At 56.0% G+C, this 23416-nt stretch carries 11 protein-coding genes; 5 read left to right on the plus strand and 6 right to left on the minus strand.

The window, feature by feature from the left end; genetic code table 11:
* Nucleotides 1-58 precede the first annotated feature (58 nt).
* Both JAO32_RS18625 and JAO32_RS18630 read right to left on the minus strand, forming a co-directional pair.
* The gene (locus tag JAO32_RS18625; protein ID WP_334243199.1) at nt 59-2524 is read right to left on the minus strand and encodes a ribonucleoside-diphosphate reductase subunit alpha; all 2466 of its coding nucleotides are present in this window, start codon (nt 2522-2524) and stop codon (nt 59-61) included.
* Between the two features lie 450 nt (nt 2525-2974).
* Nucleotides 2975-3820 carry a hypothetical protein gene (locus tag JAO32_RS18630; RefSeq protein ID WP_334243201.1) on the minus strand — a complete coding sequence of 282 codons (846 nt, stop codon included), beginning with the start codon at nt 3818-3820 and terminating at the stop codon, nt 2975-2977.
* 318 nt (nt 3821-4138) lie between these two features.
* Between JAO32_RS18630 and JAO32_RS18635 the strand changes: the two genes are divergently transcribed.
* Entirely contained in the window at nt 4139-6445 is a 2307-nt protein-coding gene (locus JAO32_RS18635; protein WP_334243202.1) for a lytic transglycosylase domain-containing protein, read from the plus strand.
* Nucleotides 6446-6665: 220 nt separating this feature from the next.
* Entirely contained in the window at nt 6666-10175 is a 3510-nt protein-coding gene (locus tag JAO32_RS18640; protein WP_334243204.1) for a carboxypeptidase regulatory-like domain-containing protein, read from the plus strand.
* A gap of 76 nt (nt 10176-10251) precedes the next feature.
* Here JAO32_RS18640 and JAO32_RS18645 read toward each other — a convergent pair whose 3' ends face one another.
* Nucleotides 10252-14034, minus strand: coding sequence for a carboxypeptidase-like regulatory domain-containing protein (locus tag JAO32_RS18645; protein ID WP_334243206.1), 3783 nt, complete (start codon nt 14032-14034; stop codon nt 10252-10254).
* Nucleotides 14035-14441: 407 nt separating this feature from the next.
* Here JAO32_RS18645 and JAO32_RS18650 point away from each other — a divergent pair, with 407 nt between their 5' ends.
* Nucleotides 14442-15683 carry a hypothetical protein gene (locus tag JAO32_RS18650; RefSeq protein ID WP_334243207.1) on the plus strand — a complete coding sequence of 414 codons (1242 nt, stop codon included), beginning with the start codon at nt 14442-14444 and terminating at the stop codon, nt 15681-15683.
* A gap of 137 nt (nt 15684-15820) precedes the next feature.
* Here JAO32_RS18650 and glmS read toward each other — a convergent pair whose 3' ends face one another.
* Nucleotides 15821-17704 (minus strand): glutamine--fructose-6-phosphate transaminase (isomerizing), encoded by a 1884-nt coding sequence (gene glmS, locus JAO32_RS18655; protein WP_334243209.1) that lies wholly within the window; start codon nt 17702-17704, stop codon nt 15821-15823.
* A gap of 38 nt (nt 17705-17742) precedes the next feature.
* Nucleotides 17743-18726, minus strand: a complete 984-nt coding sequence (locus tag JAO32_RS18660) for an NAD-dependent epimerase/dehydratase family protein (RefSeq protein ID WP_334243211.1) — start codon at nt 18724-18726, stop codon at nt 17743-17745.
* A 253-nt stretch (nt 18727-18979) separates the two neighbouring features.
* Between JAO32_RS18660 and JAO32_RS18665 the strand changes: the two genes are divergently transcribed.
* The gene (locus tag JAO32_RS18665; protein WP_334243213.1) at nt 18980-20233 is read left to right on the plus strand and encodes a DegT/DnrJ/EryC1/StrS family aminotransferase; all 1254 of its coding nucleotides are present in this window, start codon (nt 18980-18982) and stop codon (nt 20231-20233) included.
* Between the two features lie 11 nt (nt 20234-20244).
* Nucleotides 20245-21585, plus strand: coding sequence for a sugar transferase (locus tag JAO32_RS18670; protein ID WP_334243215.1), 1341 nt, complete (start codon nt 20245-20247; stop codon nt 21583-21585).
* 52 nt (nt 21586-21637) lie between these two features.
* Here JAO32_RS18670 and JAO32_RS18675 read toward each other — a convergent pair.
* Nucleotides 21638-23416, minus strand: a 1779-nt coding sequence (locus JAO32_RS18675; RefSeq protein WP_334243217.1) for a hypothetical protein, incomplete at its 5' end; no start/stop codon positions are given.

Genomic DNA, 23416 nt, shown 5'->3' on the forward strand with positions numbered 1-23416 from the left:
CGCTCAGGATGACGAATTCAGAGAAGGCGCTCCGCCGTAAGAACGGAGCGCCTTTGGATTACTGGCAGGCTTCGCAGCTCTCAGGATTTTCGAGAGAGCAGGCGATGGCGGCGGAGGCATCCAGCGGCTGCTGTTCCGGCGTTGGCACCGGGACGTTGGTCAGTTGCTGAGCCGGCGTGGACGCCATGACGGAGCCCTTCTGCACGGTGGCCTTGGCAATCTTCGTTGCCGGGCGCGAGCGCAGATAGTAGGTGGTCTTGAGGCCCTTCTTCCATGCGTACATGTACATGGAAGAGAGCTTGCCGATGTTCGGCGATTCGATGAACAGGTTCAGCGACTGTGCCTGATCGATGTACGCGTTACGTGCGGCTCCCATGTCAATCAGCGAACGCATGGGGATCTCCCACACGGTGCGGTAGATGAGCTTCAGGTCGTCGGGCAGGCCGTCAATGTTCTGGATGGAGCCTTCGGACATCTTGAGGCGCATGCGCATTTCTTCCGTCCACAGGCCGCGGAGCTTGAGCTCGTTGACGAGGTAGCGGTTGACCTGCAGGAACTCGCCGGAGAGTGTTTCGCGCTTGAAGAGGTTGCTGATCTGCGGCTCAATGCACTCATAGCAACCAACGATGGAGGCGATGGTGGCGGTGGGTGCGATTGCGATGACCAGCGAGTTGCGCACGCCGGACTTCAGAATGCGCTCACGCAGCGCATCCCAACGGGCCGGTTCGGACGGCTTCACATTCCAGAGATCGAACTGGAACTGGCCGTTTGCGAGGCGGGTTTCGCTGAAGCTGGGGTGCGCTCCGAACTTCTCCGCAAGCTCGGTGGTGGCAACCATCGCGTGGTAGTAGATCTCTTCCTGAATCTTGGTGGACAGCGCCTGTGCTTCCGGCGAATCAAAGGCAAGACGCATCTGGAAGAAGACATCCTGCAGACCCATGAGGCCGAGGCCAACGGGGCGCCAGCGGTTGTTGGCCTTGGCAGCGCCGTCAACAGGGTAGTAGTTGATGTCGATGACGCGATCGAGCATGGGCACCGCGATGCGGACCGTGTTGGCGAGCTTCTCAAAGTCAAAGTAGACCTCGCCGTTCTCGTTCATGTTGGTGTGGCGACCAACATTGATGGAGCCGAGGTTGCAGACGGCGGTTTCCGCGGAGCTGGTGACTTCCGTGATCTCTGTGCAGAGGTTTGACAGATGGATCACGTTGCCGGGCGCGCCGGTCTGGTTGTTCTTGACGTTGCAGGCGTCCTTGAAGGTCATCCAGCCGTTGCCGGTTTCCGCGAGGGAACGCATCATGCGGGCGTAAAGATCACGCGCCTTCACCTGGCGGTGGTAGATCTTGCCTTCTTCTGCCTGCAGATATGCCTGTTCAAACTCTTCGCCGTAGAGATCGGGGAAGTTGGGAACGAGCTTGGGATCGAAGAGCGACCACATGCCGTCTTCGTCCACGCGCTTCATGAAGAGATCGGGAACCCAATTGGCGGTGTTCAGATTGTAGGTACGGCGGGAGAGGTCGCCGGTGTTTTCGCGGAGTTCGAGGAAGCTCTCCACGTCAGCGTGCCATGGCTCCAGGTAGACGCAGCATGCGCCCTTGCGCTTGCCACCCTGGTTGACGGCAGCGACGGACGAATCCAGCGTGCGCAGCCACGGGATGATGCCGTTGCTGAGGCCATTGGTGGCACGGATGAGCGAGCCTTCGCTGCGGACGCGATGGAAGGCAAGGCCGATGCCGCCCGAGAACTTCGACAGCAGAGCGACGTCCTTGTAGGCGTCGTAGATGGATTCCAGCGAATCCTGCGGGGAATCATGCAGGTAGCAGGAAGACATCTGCGGGTGCTTGGTGCCGCTGTTGAAGAGCGTGGGCGATGACGGCATGTAGTCATGCGCGGCGATGAGCTGATAGAACTCAATGGCCTCATGCGGCGTGCCAGCCAGACCGCAGGCCACGCGCAGGAAGAAGTGCTGCGGCGTTTCGATGACCTTGCGCGAGAGGGGATCGCGAAGCAGGTAGCGGTCATACACGGTGCGCAGGCCGAAGTATTCGAAGCGGTCTGAGAAGTTTTCGTCGATGGCGTGGTTCAGCTTGCGAGCGTGGACGGAGACGAACTCTGCCACGGCGGGGCCTACAACGCCCTGCTGGAAACCGTACTCGATGGACTGCGAGAAGGAGTGCAGGTTCTGCCCGGCGACTTCCTTGAGGATGGTGGCCAGGAGCAGGCGTGCGGCCAGCTTGGAGTACTGCGGCTCTTCCGCGATGAGCGACGCCGCAGTGTCAATGGAGATGGCGTCCAGCTCGCGCGTGGTGGCGCCGTCGTAAAGGCCGCCGATGGTCTTGGAGGCGATGCGCATGGCATCGACGTGCGGCAAGCTCTGCGACGAACGCTGCACGGCACGGACGATCTTGTTGACATCCACGGCTTCCAGCGAGCCGTTGCGCTTCTTCACGTGCATGACAGGGGTTTCGTCACGGACGGGGAATCCGGGTGTGATGTCAGAGAGGCTTGTTTGTGCCGTTGTCGCCAATGGGGGCTCCTTGCTTTGCGCCCGCAGGGGCGCCGTTCTGGGTCGCGTTCTTTAGGGGGCGCGCGACTCTGTATTCCGTGGGCGAAAGGGGCTTCCGCCTCCCCTTCCATTTTACGCTTTCTTTTCGCCAGGCGCGCAGCTCGCTGGGCGTACGCGGGTGACGTCACATCTGAAGTAGGAACACTGTAGCTCGCCCCGGAGGTGGGTGCAAGCACAAGATGTAGGGCAGATGTGGAGATTGGTAGGGGCACTTGTGGTTTCTGAAAAGGTTGCCCGGATACCCGTCAAAATTTCACTTTACGCCTGTTGAAGGTGGAAATGGTGGTGGGAAATTAGATTGATTTTTTGTCGATTTTGGGGTGGGTTTCCGCCCGGACATCTCGCAGAAAGCAGTTGGGGCACCCTCTTGCGAGAGTGCCCCAACGTTATTCCGTACGAAATGGAGCGCGCTTACTGCACGTCGCTGACTTTACCGCCGGTGAAGATGACCTTCATATCGGGGTACTTGTAGATCTTCTTTGCGCCGAGGTCGATGATTTGGCTGGGCGCACCCAGGATCGACGTGACCTGGTCCGGAGTTTGTCCAAGTCCGATGGTGGGAGCGGCGGTCGCCGGTGCGGCAGTCGGAGCAACAACTGCGTTGCCAACGACAGTGCCGGTGGTGGTGGAAACAGCACAATGCGGCTCGCACGAGCGGGCAACGGTGCCTGAGTCACGCGCACGAACCTGATCGGCCGGATTTACTGACAGAACGGCTTCGATCGTCTTTTCGGCATCTTCCGGAGACATGTGAGCCAGGGTTCCGGAGGGAAGCTTGAATGCCAGTGTGGTGGAGTAGCGCTTCGAAGTACGGTATTGGCCGTAGCCGCTGCCGAACGTGGCCAGAACCGCATCGGTCGTGAGGATGGTTACCTTCAGCGAATCTTCTTTTGAATCCGTGCTGTTGTTGATCTTGGTGATGTACACCTTCTGGCCGGGCTGCAGAATTTGCAGGTTCGAACTCTTGAGGAAGCCGAGGCCCTTAGACCGCTGCTTTACCTGGCCGTCTATCACCGGATTCTCAAACGTGATCATGGTGGGGTAGGGCTCGGCATTGATGCCGTCTGCCTCGATCGTCAATACAGTTCCAGGGTTTGCAACGACGCCCTGCGAGTTGATCTCTGAGAGGCGGTACTTCTGCTTCAGGGCTGAGACGAGCGTGTCTTGTCCAAAGGAGACAGGTGCAAGGCTAAGTGCGAGTGCGAGGACCGAGAGAGTTTTTCCGTAAGTGATCTTATTGGCGTTCGAGTGGAACATAGGGGGAACTTAACTCCTGCCAGCAATTTGAATGTTCGATAGGGGGCAAAACTCCCCCAATGTATCAAAGGTCTTTTCAAGGCCGAATGTTTATCAAAATGCGTGACGCAAAATGGCAACCCAGGTCTGTGTGATGAAGACCCGTTGGTTCAGGAGGTCCGACATGTCTGCGAGAAACCACAAGAACGGGTCGTTACCTTGCTTGGTTCGTCCAAATTGTGTGGGTAGAGGCCCGAAGAGGCTTCTGCATCCTAGAGTGGTAACGTGAGGGTTTTCTTCCGATCCGGTTCTGCTTTGGCCGCTGTAGCGGTTTTGTCTTTGCCTTTGGTATCTGCGGAAGCGGTGCACGCCGCGACGCAGAAGAAAAAGGCAACACACTCGACTGCCTCGTCGACACACAGCACTGCAAAGAGCAGTTCGGCTGCAAAGGGCAAGTCCACGACGACGCATGGGAAGAGCAGCAAGGCTTCTGCCAGTCATGCGCTGAAGAGTGGCACGCACGCGAAGACGACTCATGTGATTTCTGAACCGACTGTTCAATCAAAGACGCTTCATACAGCGTTTGTTGAGAGCTCGACGCTGCGCCCGATGGCACAGCAGTTGGTGGCGGGACGTTCCAGCGCGGCGTTTGCCGGTGTGCAGAGTTATGCGTCTGCGCATCCGGGAGAGGGTGCTGCCGCGGCTTATCTGGCGATCGGACATGCGTATGCCGCGGATCGTCGCTATGGTGATTCCGTAAGCGCGTATAAGCAGGCGGCGGCGCAGGGAAGTGCGTTGCGTGATTATGCCGATTATCTGGCAGCGCAGTCGGCGCTGAATAATCGTGATGCTTCTACGGTGACTACTCTGCTGACGAACTTTGCGCAGAGGTATCCGGCGAGCATCTTTGTGCCGAGTGCGCCGGTGACGCTGGCGAATGCCTATCTACTTAATAACGACGCGAATAATGCGCTGCGGGCGTTGGCGATTCTGATGGGGCAGCCGAAGTCGCAGAGTGCGGATTATCTGATTACAGAAGCGAAGGCGCACCAGATGGCGGGGGATACGGCCGCTGCTGTGTCGATCTATCGGCAGATCTTTGTGCGGTTGCCGTTTTCGCCTGAGGCGCAGCAGTCGCGCGTGGCATTGCAATCGTTGAATGCTGGACCGACTGCGGGTGAACGCAAGCTGCACGCTGACGCGTTGTTCAACGCGAAGCGCTATGGCGAGGCGGGCGCGGAGTATGACGCGATCAAGAATGATCCTTCGTTGTCGCAGGCGGATCGTGATGCGCTGGATATTTATGGTGCGGTTTGCGATTTGAAGTTGAAGCACCTGTCGCGGCGTGATGCAGAGAAGTTGCCGGATACGGGCGATGATAGCGCAGCGCTGAAGCTTTATATCCTGGCGGAGATTTCGCGCAACGAAGGCGATATTGCCGGACACTCGTCGATTTTGCAGCAGATGGAGCAGCGCTTTCCGAAGAGCCGTTGGCTGGAAGAGGCGCTGTATTCCGGCGGCAATATGTATCTGATCAAACGCGACTCGACGCAGGCGATTGCGCATTACGAGAAGCTGTTTGAGATGTTCCCGAACAGCACGTATGCGCCGAGTGCGCATTGGCGTGCGGCGTGGTTGAACTATCGTTTGCGAAACTATCCCGAAGCTGCGCGGCTGATGGATGAGCAGATTATGCGCTTCCCGCTGGGGCAGGAGGTGCCGACCGCGTTGTACTGGCGTGGTCGTTTGCTGCGGGATGTGGAGAAGAATCCTGCGCAGGCTGCGAACTACTTCACCGTGCTCTCAAACACGTATCGCAACTACTACTATGCGAACCTGGCGCGGCAGCAGTTACAGCAGATAGGAACGCAGACGTTGACGTCGCCTGCGGAGGTTCTGGGTTATGTGAAGACGCCGCCTGCGCCGACACTGGTGGCCGCACTGCCGGAGAATGATCCGCATCTGATTAAGGCTCGGCTGCTGGCAAATGCTGCGCTGAACGAATATATCGGGCCGGAGATTCAGGCGAGCGGAACGGCATCGCAATGGGGCGCGCTGGCAGAGGCGGAGATCTATTCCAGCTATGGCGAGAATGTGCGCGCGTTGCAGGCGGTGAAGCGTAGCGGTTCTGGTTTGTATACGCTGCCGGTGAGTGAAGTGCCGAATGCGTATTGGACGCTGCTATTCCCGCGTCCTTACTGGAGCGATCTGACGACGAACGCTGAGGCGCAGGGGCTTGATCCTTATTTAGTGGCTTCATTGATTCGGCAGGAGAGCGAGTTTAATCCCGGTGCGATTTCGCGTGCGAATGCGATGGGGTTGATGCAGTTGCTGCCGGGTGTTGGTAAGCAGGAGGCGAAGCGTGCGGGCATTAAGAAGTTCAGTGCGCCGATGCTGCTGAATCCGTCGATCAATCTGAAGCTGGGAACGATGAATCTGCGCGAGGTGCTGGGTCGGTGGAGCAATACACCGGAGTATGCGCTGGCTGCGTATAACGCTGGTGACGTGCCGGTGCGGAACTGGGTGGGCGAAGGGAACTACAAGGACCTGCCGGAATTTGTGGAGTCGATTCCGTACACCGAGACGCGCGAATATGTGCAGAGCATCCTGCGCAATCGGGAGATGTACCGACAGCTTTATCGGTAGCGTTTCCGAAAGGTGTAGGACAGGTTTGAAGGTTGCTGAAACGTTTCAGCAACCTTTTTTGCTGCAAATGGCGAAAAAGTGACAGATTTCTGCCTCCGACCTGTTGCAAAGCTTTCCGAAAATCTGTTTATATTCCGTGGTCCAACCATCATGAATGGAAGCGGTTCCGAAATCGGAATCCTTTCCATGATGGGAAGCGCTTCCGGAGGAAAAGACCCAGATGACGAATTGGTCACGTATCCCTATTGCTGCATGTGTGCTGTCAGTGGCATGCACACTCTCTGCTTCTGCCCAGCTCAGTACCGCGACTCTTTCCGGTACGGTGGTGGATGCGGATGGCGCCGTTGTTCCTAATGCGTCGATCACGCTGACGAATACGCAGACGAACTTTACCCGTACCTTTCAGACGAAGGCCGACGGTAGCTACCGTCAGGAATTCCTTCCGGTTGGTTCGTATAAGGTCGTCGTCAATGCTCCGGGTTTTAAGACACTGGAACAGACTGGCGTAACGCTGAGCGTGTTGGAATCTGCTGAACTGAAGCTGACTGTTACGGCTGGCGGTGGGGCAGAGACAGTGGAAGTGACAGCGGACACACCGCTGGTGAATCTGGCGAACTCCACGCTGGGTAATACGGTGGAGAATCGCGAGATTGATAATCTGCCGCTGGTAAACCGCGATGTGACTCGCCTGCTGCAATTGGTGCCGGGCGTACAGAACGTACAGACGATCAACAACCTGGGTTACCAGGAATTGCATGTGATTGTGAACGGTGCGCCCGACAGCATTGTGGGCCAGACTTCGTATTACCTTGACGGTACGTTGAACATGACTGGCCTGCGTAATACGGGTAACCAGGTGCCGAACCCGGACGCGGTGAACCAGTTCAACGTGGTGACGAATAACTATAGCGCGCAGTTGGGGCGCTACTCGTCTGCCGTGGTCAGCATTGTGACCAAGAGCGGTACGAACAAGTTCCATGGTTCGGTGTTTGAGTTTTTCCGCGACCGCAACTTCAATGCGAACTCGCATAACTCGAATGTGAAGAACGCCTACAATCAGCATCGCTTTGGTGCTACGTTGGGTGGTCCGATCCGTAAAGATAAGGACTTTTTCTTTGCCAGCTTCGGTGGATTCCGCTTTATCCAGAGCGGAACATACAGCGGTAGCCTGCCGAGCGATGCGCAGATGGCCGGCGACTTCTCAGAGAATTTGCCGACCGCTGCAGAACAGGCAAGCTGCACCTCGAACCCGACTGCGGCAGCAAATACAGCCGTTCACTTTCTGGTGTGCCGTCCAACGATCTTCTCGCCAACGACGGGTGCGGCCGCCACAACATCCACTCCTTATGCGGGAAATAAGCTGCCCGCCGTGGATGCGACTGCAGTGAACATCGTGAAGTTCCTAAAGGCAAACCTGCCGGCACAATTGCCTGCACAGTTTGGTGATACACGTTACACCTACCGTACGCGGTCCCCGTTGCCCGAACAAAACGAAGAGTATCTGGGTAAGACAGACCATCAGCTAACGCAGGCTCATCGTCTGACGCTGTCATACTTCTTGCTGAACTATCGTGTGCGCGTTGTGCCCAGCACTTTTGCTCAGATTTGGTCGTATTCGAATTACGCGAATAAGCAGCAGAACGCCAGCATCAGCGATACCTGGACAGTGAGCAACCGTTCTGTGAATCAGTTCTGGGTGACTTACACAAGGCAGTATGGCGGACGTACCGCAGTTCCCGCTTCTACGCTGGCTGACTTTGGTTCAGATCTTGGTGTGGTGGGAACCCCTTCTCGGCCAAACATCTCCATAGGTGGTGTCGAGGCGTTTACCCTGGGCCAGTCCATTACCGGACCTAAAGCTGGTGCGAATGTGTATGGCATACGTGATGTGTTCAGTACGACACGAGGCAAGCACTCGCTTTATCTCGGTGGCGAAGTGGGGCTGGAGAAGGACTTCCAGCAGACGTTGCTGAATAACTATGGAACCTTCACCTTCAGCACAGCTATCGGTCAGCGTACGGGTAATGCGACTTCTGACTTCGTGGCGGGTATTCCTGCTGGCATGGGCCAAGACACCCCGCTGTATGCGAACGCAAGCTGGTATAGCTATGGTTTGTTTGCGCAGGATGACTGGAAGATCCTTCCGAATCTGACATTGAACCTTGGTGTTCGTTACGACTTCCAGCAGGCACCGACCGATCCGCAGAGGATGCAGACAAACTTCACGCCAGGAGTGCAGTCGCATGCATTTAATGCACGAATTTTGAGCCCGAATGGCCCGAATCTCGCTCCTATTGGTATGTTGTTCCCGGGTGATCCGGGTGTACCGAAGGGCGGTGTGTTCTCGCCGATCAACCATGTGTCGCCGCGGCTTGGATTTGCGTACGATCCCATGGGTAATGGCAAGACGGTGTTTCATGGAGCGGCTGGTCTGTTCTTTGGTGGCATCTCCGGCAACATGTGGGAGTACCCGTCAAACTATGCGCCGTATGCCGTGCGTAACAGCGGCTATGTGAAGGTGAACTCACTGACGCATCCATACCAGAACGATCCGACAGAGTTTCCGACAGGCACCAATCCCTATCCGGGCCTGGTATTTAACTACGCAACCAAGGCGGCTACCTTCCTGCCACTGAACCAGGTGGTTGCGTTTGATCCGAACTTCCGCTGGCCCTATGCGATGCAGGTGAACTTCGGTGTACAGCACCAGTTGCTACGCAATACGGCGGTGTCGATAAACTTCGTGGGGTCTTACAATCGCAAGTCACCTTTGTATAACGACATTAATGGACCTGTGTTCAACATCAATTCAGCTGGTGGAAGTGGGGCAAGCTGCACGGATGTGAAGCTAACGTGTGCTTACGCCAATACCAGCGCTACGGTGAATAATCGTCGTCCTTTGAATGCCATGTATGGAGCTTATGCTTCGAGCCCGATCTACAGCAATGTTTGGATCATCCGTTCGAATCAGAACTCGAATTACAACGGCCTGCAGGTTTCTGTTGAGCAACGGATTGTGAAGCACATCAGTGCTCGCGGCTACTACTCATGGAGCAAGACGCTGCAGTCGAACTTCCTGGACAGCACGGGAAGCACGAATGGCGTCTTCCTCGATTCGAACTATCCGCAGTTGGAGTATCGGCAGCGTTCGGATCAGGATCGTCGCCACATGATGACTGCATCGTTTGTGTGGGAGCCGGATTACTTCAGCAGCTATAACTTCTTCGTTCGCAATGCTCTGAATGGATGGAAGATCACAGCGATCTGGACGGCGAATAGTGGTCAGCCATTCACTGTGACAACGGGAACGGATAACTATAACTCCGGCAATGGAAATAACCGTCCCAGCGTGATTCCGGGTAAGGTTCAGCGCGTGCTGCCAAACAACGGATCGCGTGTGACTGCGATGAACCAGTGGTTTGATACGAGTGCGTATTGCATCACCGGTACCAGCGGCTGCCCAGGTGTTGGACCGCTCAACCTGCTGGGCAATACGCGTCCTTACACGCTGGATGCACCGGGGTATCGGAATGTGGATGCATCGTTGTTCCGCGACTTCAGCATCTATCATGAGCTGCGCTTTCAGCTTCGTGGCGAGTTCCGCAACGTGTTTAACCTGACCAACCTTGGTACTCCAACTGCTGTGATGAACAATGCCAACTTTGGCAAAGTTACTGGCAGTGGTGGTGATAACCGCATCATCCAGGTGGGTGGTCGAATCCTGTTCTAGCCCCCTGTTTTCTATCGAAACGAAAGCGGCATGTCCTTGTGGACATGCCGCTTTTGTTGGTTGCGATTGTGGTTGGTTAGAAGGTTATTCTGCCGGAGAGCTGGATGTTGCGTGGGTCGTTGACTTGCGACAGCGTGTTGGATCCGTTTACGTAGCCGAAGTAGGCACTGGTGTTGGTTGTGCTGATGTTGCCGAATTGCGGATGGTTCAGTGCGTTGAAGGCGTCGATCTTCAGTTGCAGGCCTATGCCTCGATCGAACCTGAAGGACTTGCGTGCGCCCATGTTCCATGTGTTGATGTAGGGACTGCGGACGTCGCCGTAATAGGTTGGGTTGTTGGACGACCATGTTGCGAAGTCGTGATAGACGCCGTTCAGAGCCTTATCGGAAGAAGATGTTGGCGACCATCCATAGCCGGGCATGGTGCTGATCTTTGTCCATGCGGGATAGATGTTGGGGTTGTGGATGTCCGCGGCCTTGGTGTTGATGGTGGGGAAGGGAATGAACTTGGAAGTATCAAACCACTTTTTGGATGACTTGTTGCTGTTCAAACCGGGGTCGCCGCCCTGGAAGAAGCCGGAGTTGGTGGGCAGGCTTAGCGGTGTACCAGAGGCGAAGGTATAGAGCGCACTGATTTCCCATCCTCCGATCAGCGCATTGACGAAGCGGTTGGCGTTGCCTGCGATGAGTTTGCCGCGGCCGAACGGCAACGTGTATGTGGGCGCTGCGGATACCTGGAAGCGGCGATCGCTGCTGCTGAGCTGGCGAAGAATCTGCTGTGACACGACGCTGTTCGTTACGAACCCGGTGGAGTCCATCTGCTTACCCCAGCTGAAGCTGACGGTTGCAGCGAAGCCGTTGCGCATGCGCTTCTGCACCTTGCTTTGCAGAGCATAGTGATCGCTGGTGCCGTTGTAGAAGTTTTCTACGAGGTCGCCGAGCAAAGGATTGGGACGGATGAGGGAATATGCGGAGAGGGTTGAGTTTGTCTCCAGCGTGTTGGTGATGTACGGCGCGCCCTTGAAGGGGTTGGTGACCTGCGTATCACCGGGCAGTGTGTCTACAGGACGACCTGTTGCATCGAACTGAGGATCGTATGCAGCGTGCCACTGCGAGATGGTTGGGTTGTTGACGTGATAACCGACGACGAGGCCAGTGGTGTGTTCATAGACACCGCCCCACTCAAAGAGATAGTCGCGAACCTGGTATTGCATGTGCGCGCTGTAGTCGTCGGTGTACTGACGCTTGATGTCTGGCGTGTAGAAGCTGGAGACCGAGCCTGGGCTGGTGTAGATGCCCAAGGAATTACCCGTGTTGGCGACGAGACCGTTGGGATAAGGATTGTTAATTGATGTGGCTGGCGTGATGTAGTTGTCGGTTGTTGCGTTGAAGGTGGTGGTGGAGGAATAGCCTGCCTGGTTGGCGTGGTTCGCTACATAGTTGGATTGCACGAAGCGTCCGAAGCCGGCGCGGAAGACGAAGTTCGGCTGCAGAAGATATGCAATGCCGAAGCGCGGTTGGATGTAGCGGTATTGCGGATCGGTGACGGAGCGGCTGACGCTGTTCTGGCCTGCATAGAGGATTGCGCCGCGAGCCACGAATGAAGAGGCGTCGGAGCGCTGCTGCTGCAACAGCGCAATACCGGAGTTGGATTGTGCACCACCGACGATGCTTGCGTATTTGGGCTGCGCATAGCCGGTGATCGAGGTGAGGTTGTAGTTGGGATCGAAGCGGCTCCAGTAGCGGTCATGACGTTCTGTGAGAGCGTACTGGTAGTCCCAGCGAACACCTGCGCTTATGGAGAGTTTGGGGGTGACGCGCCATTCATCCTGCACAAAGGTGCCGATGTAAGGCTGGGAATAATACGCGCTGCTGTTTTGCGTGATGGAACCGCTGGATGGAAGACCCAACAGGAACGTTGCAAAGGATGAGCCTACACCGATACCCGCTGTTGTGTTGGGATTTGCGGTGGTCCAGATATTTGAGAAGTTGTACGTACCCGCAGCGCCACCGCTGGAGCCGGTCGCTTCCTGCTGCACCAGATAGCCGATGCCATAGTGCAGTGTGTGGTTCTTGATGACGTGCTGGAGCGAGGCGCGACCTTCGTAGTTGTAATCGTTTTCGTAGGAGGGGCCGGAGGTGTTGCCCAGCGTGGTGGAAGGGGCGGAGGTGTTGCCCAGTGTGGCGAAGAGGCCGGTGAGTGCTGGCAGGCCTGAGATGAGTTGTTGCGCCTCAAACTGCGATGAGAAGCCGAAGTCCGTTGCTTTTACGCCGGGAGCGTTGGCGGGGGAATAGCTGGACGTCTTCCATGCCGTGACGTTTCCAACAAAGGTGGCGACGAGATGCTGATTGATGACCCAAGCATGATTGACTGTGGCGCCGTGGTTGATGCGGATGAGGTATGCACCAGCCAGAATGTTGTTCGGGCCGAAGGGATCACCTGCCAACTCGCTCAGATGGTTGTAGCGGTATTCAAAGTAGCTGTGGTGGTTGTTGTTCCATGCCTGATCCACGCGACCAATGTAGTTCACAAACTTATCAATCTTGGGTTGATTGATGGTGTAGTTGTTGGAGTCTGTGCTGGCACCGTCGCTGGCTCTGTTCGGTAACGGAAGATAACCGAGGATTGCCTTGGCAGCGGAGCTAATGCGCGCAGTGGGTACGGTGGCGTTGGCAAACTGGGTTCTGTTGCCGGTGGATGTGGCGGTGTTCGGGTCGTAGATGGTGACAGGGTACTGCGTCGTGACGCCGTTGACCGTGTTGGTGGTGAAGGATTTGCTGAAGTCACCATTTCGCTCGTCCTGTGTTGGCAAGCTTAGATAACCGGTGGCTGCGGGTGAAGTGTTATGGATGCCGTCGTAGTTGAAGAAGAAGAACGTACCCTTCTTGCCGCCGTCGTACACCTTGGGGATCCAGACCGGGCCACCTACTGACGCGCCCCACTCATTGAAGTGAACGGTAGGGGTGGGGATGTTGTTGAGGTTGTTCTGGTAGTAGTTGGCGTTTAGGAAGGTGTTGATGTTGCGTTCAAAGGCGGCGCCGTGGAATTTCTTGCCGCCGCTCTTGACGGTCATATTGACGGTGCCGGCTGCGGTGCGTTCAATGGCGGCGTCATAGGCGTTGGTCAAAACGCGAACCTCGCCGATCGCGTCATTGGGCGGAACGAAAGCTTCCTGACCGCTTGAAACGATGGTGTTTGTGCCGCCGTCGATCATGTAGTTCATGGCATTGGTGCCGGAGCCGGCACCATTGGTGACGATGGCGGACAGCGAGTTGTTCGACCAGAGCAGGGCAGCGCCACCGCTGGGCGGCGACATGAACACGCCAGGGGCTAGCCGTACGAAGTCCATGGGGGAGTTGGACTGTGATGGGAGTTCGTCAAAGTCTTCGCTGCTCAGTGTGGTTCCGGAGACGGAGGCAGTGGTGTCAATGAGCGGGGTTTCCGAGGTGACGGTTACCGTGTCTGTCGTGTTGCCGACGGCGAGAGTGACGTCGAGCAGCTTCTGATCGGAGATCTGGAGTTCAACGGATGAGTGCTGCAACGATTGGAAGCCAGAGGCCTCGACGGTGAAACGATAGTGGCCTGCTACCAGGGCGTTGACCTGCCAGTTGCCAGCGGAGTTTGTCTTGGTGGTCCACTTGACGCCGGTTTCGTCCGAGGTGACGGTTACGGCGGCACCCTTGATGGAGTTGCCGCGAGGGTCGAATACCTTGCCACCGAGAGCGGAGGTGGTGCCCTGGGCGTGTAGTGACGGCGTGAGCATGGTTGCGGCGAGCGCAACCGGAAGTACGAATTGAACGGACAGCAGAGCAGAGTGAAAACGGCGGGTGAGCCGGGTCTGAGCTTTTTGCGATTTCATGGAATCTCCGACTTGTTGGGGTGTCTGGCTAAAAGGTGCAGGACAGGCGCTGATGCACTTGGGAAGAGAAGCGCCTGAACTCCGCTTCCGGTAGCGTGTCTTGAATCCCCGTGACGGGCCGGAGTGTTGGCTACCGGTACCTGGTGGAGGACTTTCGCGACAGGCGAATGTGAACGATTGATGACTGCAGGAAAGTACGGGCAGTGGAATGCGGTCGATAAGGTGCTTAACGGTTAGTGAGCGATGCGGGCGAGCGTTACGCGTGTAAGTGGCTCAATGGAAAGACCTAAGCGCTTCCAGCGGTGGACGTTCGTAACTGTTTCGAGAGCCGTTCGGTGGCCATGAGGGGTGGTCTTACCACCTGTGGGGGGAATCCGCTAGAATCGGTCTCTCAATGGAGTCCCCCGATGATGGCCAGCGCAACTGGAGAAGAACTTGATGTCACGGCAGATTTGCGCGTTACGGTTGCGCGGCAACTGGAGCGCATTCTGGCTCACAGCACCTTTCGCAACAGTCGAAGGTGCCAGGCCTTTCTTCGCTATGTCGTAGAGGAAAAGCTGGATGGAAACGCCGTTCAGTTGAAGGAACGGACGATTGGCATTGCGGTGTTTCAACAGCCGCTGGACTATGACACGAATGCTAATGCCGTAGTTCGAGTGACGGCAGGCGAGGTCCGGCGCAGGCTCGCACAGTATTACTTTGAGACCGATGCTGATGATGAGATATTGATCGAGCTGCCGCTGGGAAGCTATGTCCCGGACTTCCGACCTGTTGAGGCGATGGCTGCGTCACACGAAGTCGCCCTAGTGGAATCTGTGGTGTCTGCACTGTCAGAAAGCGACGAACGGGAGCGTCCGACTTTGCAGGTGGCAGTCACTGTCGCGGATGCACCTCGTAGGCCATTGTGGAATTGGAAGGTTCCGGCCCTTTTGTTGATCTGCGGTCTGGTGGTGGGAGCGTTGATCGCGGCGTCTGCGCACAACCGACTAACGGTGAGCGAAAGTGATCGCATCTGGAAAGAGGCTTTCCAAGGGCAAAACGTATTGCTATGTGCCGGATCGTTGGACTCTTATCCGGGTGTTCCAACAGGTGGGCAGGAAGGCAATGTTGTGCCGCGGCATCCGGGCTTCTCGTTTACGACGGCACGCACTGCAGCTGTGGTTGGTTCAGCCATTGGACACTCTGGGGGCGGTGCCTCTTTGCTGCCGGTTCAGGATACGAAGGTGGAGGATCTGCAACGTGCGCCTGCCGTGTTGATTGGAGCCTTCAATAACGAATGGACAATGCGGCTGCAGGCTCCGTTGCGGTATCAGTTTGTGCAATCGCCAGGTGTGCCCAATGCAATTGTGGATACGAAAGTCCCCAACGGGAAACGCTTCGGCGTGGAAAACCATTCAACACGCGACTACGGGATTTTTGCGCATTTCAAGAGTCCAGCGACGGGACAGCCTACGGTGATCGTTGCGGGACTGGGGATGCATGGCACCGCGGCGGTGAGGATCTTCCTGAGTTCTCCTGAGCTGTTGAGCGACTTTGCGAAAACCGCTCCCGCTGGTTGGGAGAAGGGGAACTACGAGATTGTGCTGGCATCAGATCTGGTAAACAATCTTGCCGACCCACCGAAGGTTGCGGCTACTTACTTTTGGTAAACGTCGCGATATTTTTTAACGCTGCATAGCCTTGGTAAGTCGAAGTTTCACTCAGTATTTCTTGCGCCACGCATCTGATCCGCAAAAAAAGTGGGGAGTGCAGCGTTTGCACGTTGCGCTCCCCACGCGCGGTGATACTACTCAACCGTTACGCTCTTGGCGAGGTTTCTCGGTTGGTCAACGTCGCACCCACGCTTTACCGCGATATGGTAAGCGAGTAGTTGCAACGGTATGACTTCTAGCAGCGGCAGCAGGACTTCGCGTGCTTGCGGGACATAGATAGTGTGCTCCACCAGCTTTGCGATTTCGTTATCGCCTTCCGTGGCGATTGCAATCACGCGTCCGCCACGTGCGGTAACTTCCTGAATGTTGCTGAGGGTCTTTTCATACTTCAGTACGCTGGTGGGGTCGTGGAAGTCTTTGGTTGCAACGCACACGACCGGTAGTGTTTCATCGACCAGCGCGTTCGGGCCATGTTTCATTTCGCCCGCTGGATAGCCTTCTGCGTGCACATAGCTGATTTCCTTCAGCTTTAACGCGCCTTCCAGCGCGATGGGATAGTGGATGCCACGTCCCAAGAAAAGGAAATCGCTTGCATTTGCAAAAATGTGGGCAAGGCTTTCGCAGACGGGTTGGCAGGAACGCAGTGCGTTCTCCATCAGCGCAGGCAGCTTCTGCAGATCTAGCGAGAGTGTTTGAATCTCTTCTGTGGTCATGGTGCCGCGGCTTTGCGCTGCGTACAAGCTGAACGCAAGCAACGCTGCGAGTTGCGCGGTGAATGCCTTGGTGCTGGCTACACCGATTTCTGGTCCGGCATTGGTAGTGATCGTGCCGATGGCTTTGCGAGTAAGTGCAGCGCCGACCACATTGCAGATGGCCACTGTTTGTGCGCCCTTTGCAATCATTTCTGCCTGTGCCGCGAGTGTATCTGCGGTTTCGCCTGACTGACTGATGAGCAGACCGATGTCGCTACCGTTTACGAGCGGATCGCGATAGCGAAATTCGCTGGCATAGTCCACTTCTACAGGGATGCGCGCCATGCGTTCCAAAAGGAACTTTGCCGCGAGTCCCGCATGCCAACTGGTACCGCAGGATGCGATGAGGATTCGCTGTGCCGATTGGAATGTTTCGGGGCTTACGTTGATTTCGGGTAACTCAATGAGGCCCGATGCATTGCAGAGTCTGCCTGCTAACGTGTCGCGCACGGCTCGCGGCTGCTCATAGATCTCTTTGAGCATGAAGTGTGCGTAACCATTCTTCTCTGCCTGCGCCGGATCCCACGAGATGTGTTGTGGCGATCGAGCGATGGGCTTTCCTTCGAAGTTAAAAAAGCGGACGCCGGACTTTGTTAGAACTGCGAGGTCTCCATCTTGAAGGAAGACGATCTCGCGTGTGTAGTGAAGGATGCCGGGAACGTCAGAGGCCAGGAAGTATTCGTTATCGCCAAAGCCGACGATGGCGGGAGGTCCGCATCTGGCTGCGACGAGTTTGCCTGGATCTTCATGCGAGATGACGCCAATGGCGAATGCGCCTGTGAGCTTGAGGACTGCGCGACGAACGGCTTCTTCCAACGGGATGTCAACGTCTTCGTTGCAACGGGCATTGGTGTATTCCTCCTCAATCAGATGAGCAATGATTTCTGTATCGGTTTCCGTGAGAAAGATGTGGCCCTGTGCGGATAGTTCTTCTTTCAGCGCACGATAGTTCTCAATGATTCCGTTATGGACTACGACCAGAGAGCCGGTGCAGTCGCGATGCGGGTGGGCGTTTGTCTCAGACGGCTTGCCGTGTGTTGCCCAACGTGTGTGACCGATGCCGTAGTCGCCACGCAAAGGATCATGTGCCAGAAGAGCTTCAAGGTTGCGAAGCTTGCCCGAAGCGCGCCGGATGGAGAGTCCACTCTCCCCTCCACCCAGCGCGATGCCAGCCGAGTCGTAACCGCGATACTCCAGCCGTTTCAGCCCATTCAGGATGACTGGAACAACCGGTTTAGTGCCGATGTAACCCACGATTCCGCACATAGCTGGGATGCCTTTCGTTCAAGAAATTTGCTAAGTAATTAGCCCACCAGACGATACTGGGAGGACTTCGTGATGGCTGAGGCTTCCTGCTCCAGGAACCATCCCACTGTCTTTGCCAGACCGTCTTTGAAACTGTGTATCGGCTCGTAGCCAAGCGTCTTCCGCGACAGGCTGAGATCCGCTTCGGAGTGCAATACGTCGCCCAAGCGTGGCGCGGTGTAGAGCGGCGCCTTCTTAAAGGAGAGATAGTGCGCCATGAGTTCGTAAGTCTGATTCAAAGAATGGCTTTGACCAGTGCCGACGTTGAAGACGCGTCCTGCAACATCGGTTGCCGGGGCCATACACGCCAACATGTTGGCCGATACGACATTGTCGATATATGTAAAGTCGCGGCTCTGGTGGCCGTCGCCGAAGATCAGCGGGGTGTTGCCCTTCAGGATTTCCGAAGCGAACTTGGCGATGACGCCAGAGTACGGTGAGTCAGAGCCCTGGCGAGGTCCGAAGACGTTGAAGTAACGAAGGCAGACACCTTCGAGTCCGTACACATGCCAGAAGCTTTTCACGTAATACTCGCCGGCCAGTTTTTGTGCGGCGTAGGGCGAGAGAGGCGACGGGATCATGTCTTCGTTCTTTGGCTGAGAAGACTTATCGCCGTAGGCGGAAGAGGATGCGGCATAGACGACACGCTTTACGCCAGCGTCGCGCGCGGCGATAAGAACGCTGAGAGTTCCGTCTACGTTGGCAACATGTGTGACCTGAGGTTCACGGATGGAGCGCGGGACGGATGCCAGCGCCGCCTGATGGAGAACATAGTCGACACCGCGGCAGCACTCGCGCAGTCGAAGGGTCTCGTTAATGTCTATCACGCGGAAGTCGATGTCTCGAATGATGTCATCGAGATTATGGACATCGCCGCCCACTAGATTGTCGATGCCAATAACTTCATGGCCCTGCTGCAACACATGGTGGGCAAGAGAGGAACCGATAAACCCGGCGACTCCCGTAATTAGATAACGTGCCATCCTCATGCACTCCTTATTGCGTGTGTTGACTGGTTCGCACTGACGCAAGTGCATTTGCCATGCCATTGGAGTGGCGAGGGTTTGTTGGGCGTATCTGCGTGTAAAGGCCCGATGAATTGCGGGAAAAGCCCTATGTTGCGGATACCGGAGCGTTTCGTAGTTACGCTTTGGTGCTGCGGCTGCCCGCGAAAAGTATGCAATCCCTTGCATTGTGTGGTCTCTCATGGCAACTCGCGGCGGGCGTTGGATGCCCTTGAATTTCGGGGAAAACGCCCTCCTGCGTGATATCTGCGATCTGGCTTGTGACGTGCAACAGCAGAGGGGCAAGGTGGTCTACACCTGCGAATGGGGGACAGGAATGGAAACGGTACGGATGCTGAATCTGCAGAGGCAGTACGCTTCGCTGCGCGATGAAATTGGAGAAGCGATCGAGAGTGTGCTGCAGCATCAGCACTTCATTCTTGGGCCGGAGGTTGCGGCTCTGGAGAAGGAGGTCGCCGAGTACTGCAAGGTGGGCCACGCCGTGGGCGTTGCCTCCGGTACCGATGCGCTCCTGCTTTCACTCAAGGCGGCGGGTGTTGGCCCCGGCGATGAGGTGATCGTTCCGGCATTTACCTTTGTTGCCACTTCGGACACGGTAAGTCTGCTGGGGGCTACCCCGGTTTTTGCCGACATTGATCCGGTTACATACACGATGGATCCGGCACAGCTGGAGGCAATTGTTACTCCGGCGACGAAGGCGATCATCGCTGTTCATCTATATGGCCAGGCGGCGGACATTACTGCGATCACTGCCTTTGCTTTCAAGTATGGTCTGGCTCTTCTGGGCGATACGGCGCAGGCTCTGGGTGCGCGCTATGATGGCGATCCGGTTTGCTCCTTTGGTGATTACGGCTGCCTTTCCTTCTTCCCGAGCAAGAACCTTGGCGCTTATGGCGATGGCGGCATGATTGTGACTCGTGATGCGGAGAAGGCTCAGTTTCTGCGCATGGCTCGTGCACATGGAAGCGCCAAGAAATACCGCAGTGAATTCCTGGGATGGAACAGCCGTCTGGATGAGCTGCAAGCAGCACTGCTGCGTGTGAAGCTGCCACATCTGGACACCTGGAACAGTCAGCGTGCAGAGCGTGCAGCACGTTATAGCGCAGGGCTGGCAGAGATAGAAGAGATTGTTCTGCCGCAGGCTGCTGCAGGCCGTACGCATGTCTTTCATCAGTACACGATCCGCGTTCCGCAACGCGATGCAGTGCAGCAGTTGTTGAAGGAGCAGGGCATTGAATCGGCTGTTCACTATCCGGTTCCACTGCACAGGCAGCCGATGTACGCGTCGCTTGGCTATGAAGAGGGTTCGTTGCCTGAGGCGGAACGTGCAGCGCGCGAAGTTCTTTCACTGCCGATCTATCCAGAGCTTCGCGATGACGAGATTGACCGTGTTGTAAGTGCTCTCAAGCAGGCAGTTCGTAGTGTGCGGCCTGAGGCTACTCCGGTAGTCGCAGAGCTTGTATAGAGGAGATCAGTATGAAGATAAGTGGAAAGGCCCTCCCTCCGAGGGCCGCCCTTCTTCTAACGTTTGATTTTGTCGTTCTGGTTATTGTGGCGCCCTTGCTCTTTGTGCTGCCGCTGGTAGCCGTGGAGCCGAATCGGTCGCCCGGCAGTCTTGTGCTGGGGTTGTTGCGGCTTATGGCGGTTGGACTGTTATGCCAGATGATCCTGTACTACCACGAACTCTATAACCTAAACGTCGTTCGCATGGGGCGCGAGACGCTGGTGCAGGTGATGCGTGCCTTCGGCGTTCTTTTCCTGTTGCTTGCAGTCGTGTCACTGCTGATTCCCGTTGCCACGCCGGTGCTTTCGCGCACGGTGATGTTCGCGGGTATCGTTGCGGCGGTTACGCTGCTGTCCAGGCGGCTGGCTCTTCCGCGAAAGCGGGAACAGGTTCTCATTGTTGGTGCGGGGGACGAGGCCAGCGAACTACACGGTGTGATCACATCGAGCCCGGAATGGAATATGGAAGTGGCTCGGATTGCACTGCCATCTCATTTGCGCTCTGCGCTGGATGCAAAAAATATCGATGCAGAGCATTTCGATCGCGTGATCGTCGCGAATGCGCAGGCTCAATCGGATGACAACTTATCTCTTCTTCTTGATCTGAAGATGGCAGGGCATTTCATTGAAGACTCGCAGACGTTTTTCGAACGAGCGACAGGACGTGTGCGCGTGGATAAGCTTCGTGCACAGGACTGCATCTTCAGTGAGCATTATGTAAATCGTCCGACGAAGCGGCTTACGAAGCGGTTTCTGGATATTGCGTTGGCCGGTACGTTGCTTTTATTGGCCTCGCCTGTGATGGCTGTTACAGCGCTTCTGATTCGTTTGAGAAATGATGGACCGATCTTCTTTCGGCAACAGAGAATCGGACTCTTTGGACGTCCGTTCAGCATCCTCAAATTTCGTAGTATGGCGCCGGTTAAAGCTGGAGAGCGCACCGGTTGGGCAGGTGAAGAGACGAACCGCATCACGACATTAGGACGTTATCTGCGGAAGTATCGTATCGACGAACTGCCTCAGCTATTGAATGTCTTGAAGGGTGATATGAGCCTGATTGGGCCCAGGCCGGAGCAGCCTCATCTCTGCTCCATTCTGGAAGAACATATCCCGTTTTATCAGCATCGTCATTCAGTGTTGCCGGGACTTACGGGATGGGCGCAGGTGCGCTATCACTATGGCTCGAACATTGAAGAGTCGCGCCGCAAAGTAGAGTACGACCTCTTCTATGTGAAGCATCTTTCTATCTGGCTGGATTTTGCTATCGTGCTTGAGACTGTGAAGGTTGTGTTGGTGGGAAGAGGAGCGATCTAGCAAAAAAGTGGGGCGACAAACTTTGTCGCCCCAAACAGTGAATTAAAGGTTGTTATTGATATGCACCCACGGATGGTCGCGAGCCACGTGGCACGCCGACGATATCGAATGGGGACATGATCGACGTTGTTCCGCTGCCACTTGCCGGTGACTGGGATTGCAAGGAGAAGAGCGACGTAGAGAGGAACAGCGGATCTAAGGTAATGGGAGCGGAATCCCATGTGGGAGCTGCGCCCGCACCAAACCATAGATTGTTGCTGCCGCTGACGTTGGTTGATCCCTTCTCAATGTATGGTTCTGTCGGCAATAGCTGATAGCAGATGTTATTTGTCAGGTGCATGCCGGCACCGCTAGTGACGACTCCGAAGCAGCCATTCTGGTTGCCCAGGAGATACGCGCCAGCGTCGACGACGGTGTTGTTATAGACTTCAACATTTCCGCTGCTAGAACCTGCAGGGTCAGTATTGATAGCGATGCCTGCTTCATTGGCAACACCATATGGGTTCAATAGGAGCGCGGCATGAGCTACAACGTTGTTGTAGATTTCGACCGTTCCCTGAGATGGATCGACCGAAGCCAATGCAATGCCGTCACAGTAAGAGTTGGTGACGATGTTGTCGTGTATGTGTAGATCAAATTGATTGCTACCCAGTGTTGCGTGGAACATGATGCCGCGGCAGTAACCTTTAAAGTTCTGACCCACGTTGTTCCAACCTACATCGGCGTGATTCACGTTGCTGGAGAAGTAGACAGCGTGATAGGTCTTGTCGACGTTACCGCCTGTGTCATGAACATTGTTGCCCTGGAATACCCATGTTTCCGTGGGATCTTCCGTCTCGCCCAGAACGCAGGCTGTACCGCCCAGTCCTGATGGTGGTGCGGGGCAGGAAAGGCTGTTATTGATGATGCGGATGTTGCCAGCCTCCGCATCGATTGCTGAGCTTTGACCAACGATGTTCAGGTTTGCGATGGTGACGAACTTGCCCCATCCATGCACGCCGTTGGTGATGGATGAACTGCCAACATTCACCGTTCCACCGGGGTAGCCTACGATGGAGAGCTGGTTGGTAGCGGATGTTCCGCCGAGATCTGTAGAGATAGCGGCCTTGTAGGAACGGCCATCATCGAAGGAGACATCTGTGCCGGGCTCCAGATAGATCACGGTATTTTGCGATGGCGACCTGGAGTCGTTCGAGGTTACGGAATTGAATGCGGCGCGCCATGTCTTGAATGGTGAGGTAAACGAACCGCTGTTTGAGTCAGAACCGTTCGGGGAGACGAAGACGATTGTTGTCGGCGTTACCGTGAATGGCATTCCGTTGGATTGCAGGCCATTGACTGTGACGACGATTTGGCCCGTGGTAGCTGACGAACCGAGTTGAGCGATGATCTGCGTATCGCTCCACGAGCACAGCGTGCAGTTGGTGACGAGAGAACCACCGAGCGTGACTGAACTGGAGCCCTGGCTGGAACCGAAATGGCTGCCAAAGATTCGGACGTATACACCGTTGCCGTTATCACCGCCTGTACCGCTACCAACGTTCAGATCGGTGTAGTTGATGTGCGGGGTTCCAGATGTGATGGTGGAGGGAGACGAATTCACAATCACTGTGACGTTCGCAGTGGTGGTGTTTGCAGGTGAACTGGAGTCTGATGCCTTGATGGAAAGCGGGGTCGATCCAGCCGTTGTGGGAGTTCCCGTGAGTGTGCAGCCGTTCAACGTCAGTCCCGCAGGAACAGTGCCGCTGGCAAGGGAGCATGTGTAAGGTCCTGTTCCGCCACTTACTCCGATTGTGCCGGTGTACGCTGTACCAACTGTTGCTGCAGTTGG

Origin of the sequence: Terriglobus sp. ADX1, from assembly GCF_036877645.1 — a bacterium.
GTDB lineage: Bacteria > Acidobacteriota > Terriglobia > Terriglobales > Acidobacteriaceae > Terriglobus.

Coding starts and splice junctions, on each gene's coding strand:
- JAO32_RS18630 (WP_334243201.1), bottom strand. CDS start 3,820: ATGTTCCACTCGAACGCCAATAAGATCACTTACGGAAAAACTCTCTCG.
- JAO32_RS18640 (WP_334243204.1), top strand. CDS start 6,666: ATGACGAATTGGTCACGTATCCCTATTGCTGCATGTGTGCTGTCAGTG.
- JAO32_RS18645 (WP_334243206.1), bottom strand. CDS start 14,034: ATGAAATCGCAAAAAGCTCAGACCCGGCTCACCCGCCGTTTTCACTCT.
- JAO32_RS18650 (WP_334243207.1), top strand. CDS start 14,442: ATGATGGCCAGCGCAACTGGAGAAGAACTTGATGTCACGGCAGATTTG.
- glmS (WP_334243209.1), bottom strand. CDS start 17,704: ATGTGCGGAATCGTGGGTTACATCGGCACTAAACCGGTTGTTCCAGTC.
- JAO32_RS18660 (WP_334243211.1), bottom strand. CDS start 18,726: ATGGCACGTTATCTAATTACGGGAGTCGCCGGGTTTATCGGTTCCTCT.
- JAO32_RS18670 (WP_334243215.1), top strand. CDS start 20,245: ATGAAGATAAGTGGAAAGGCCCTCCCTCCGAGGGCCGCCCTTCTTCTA.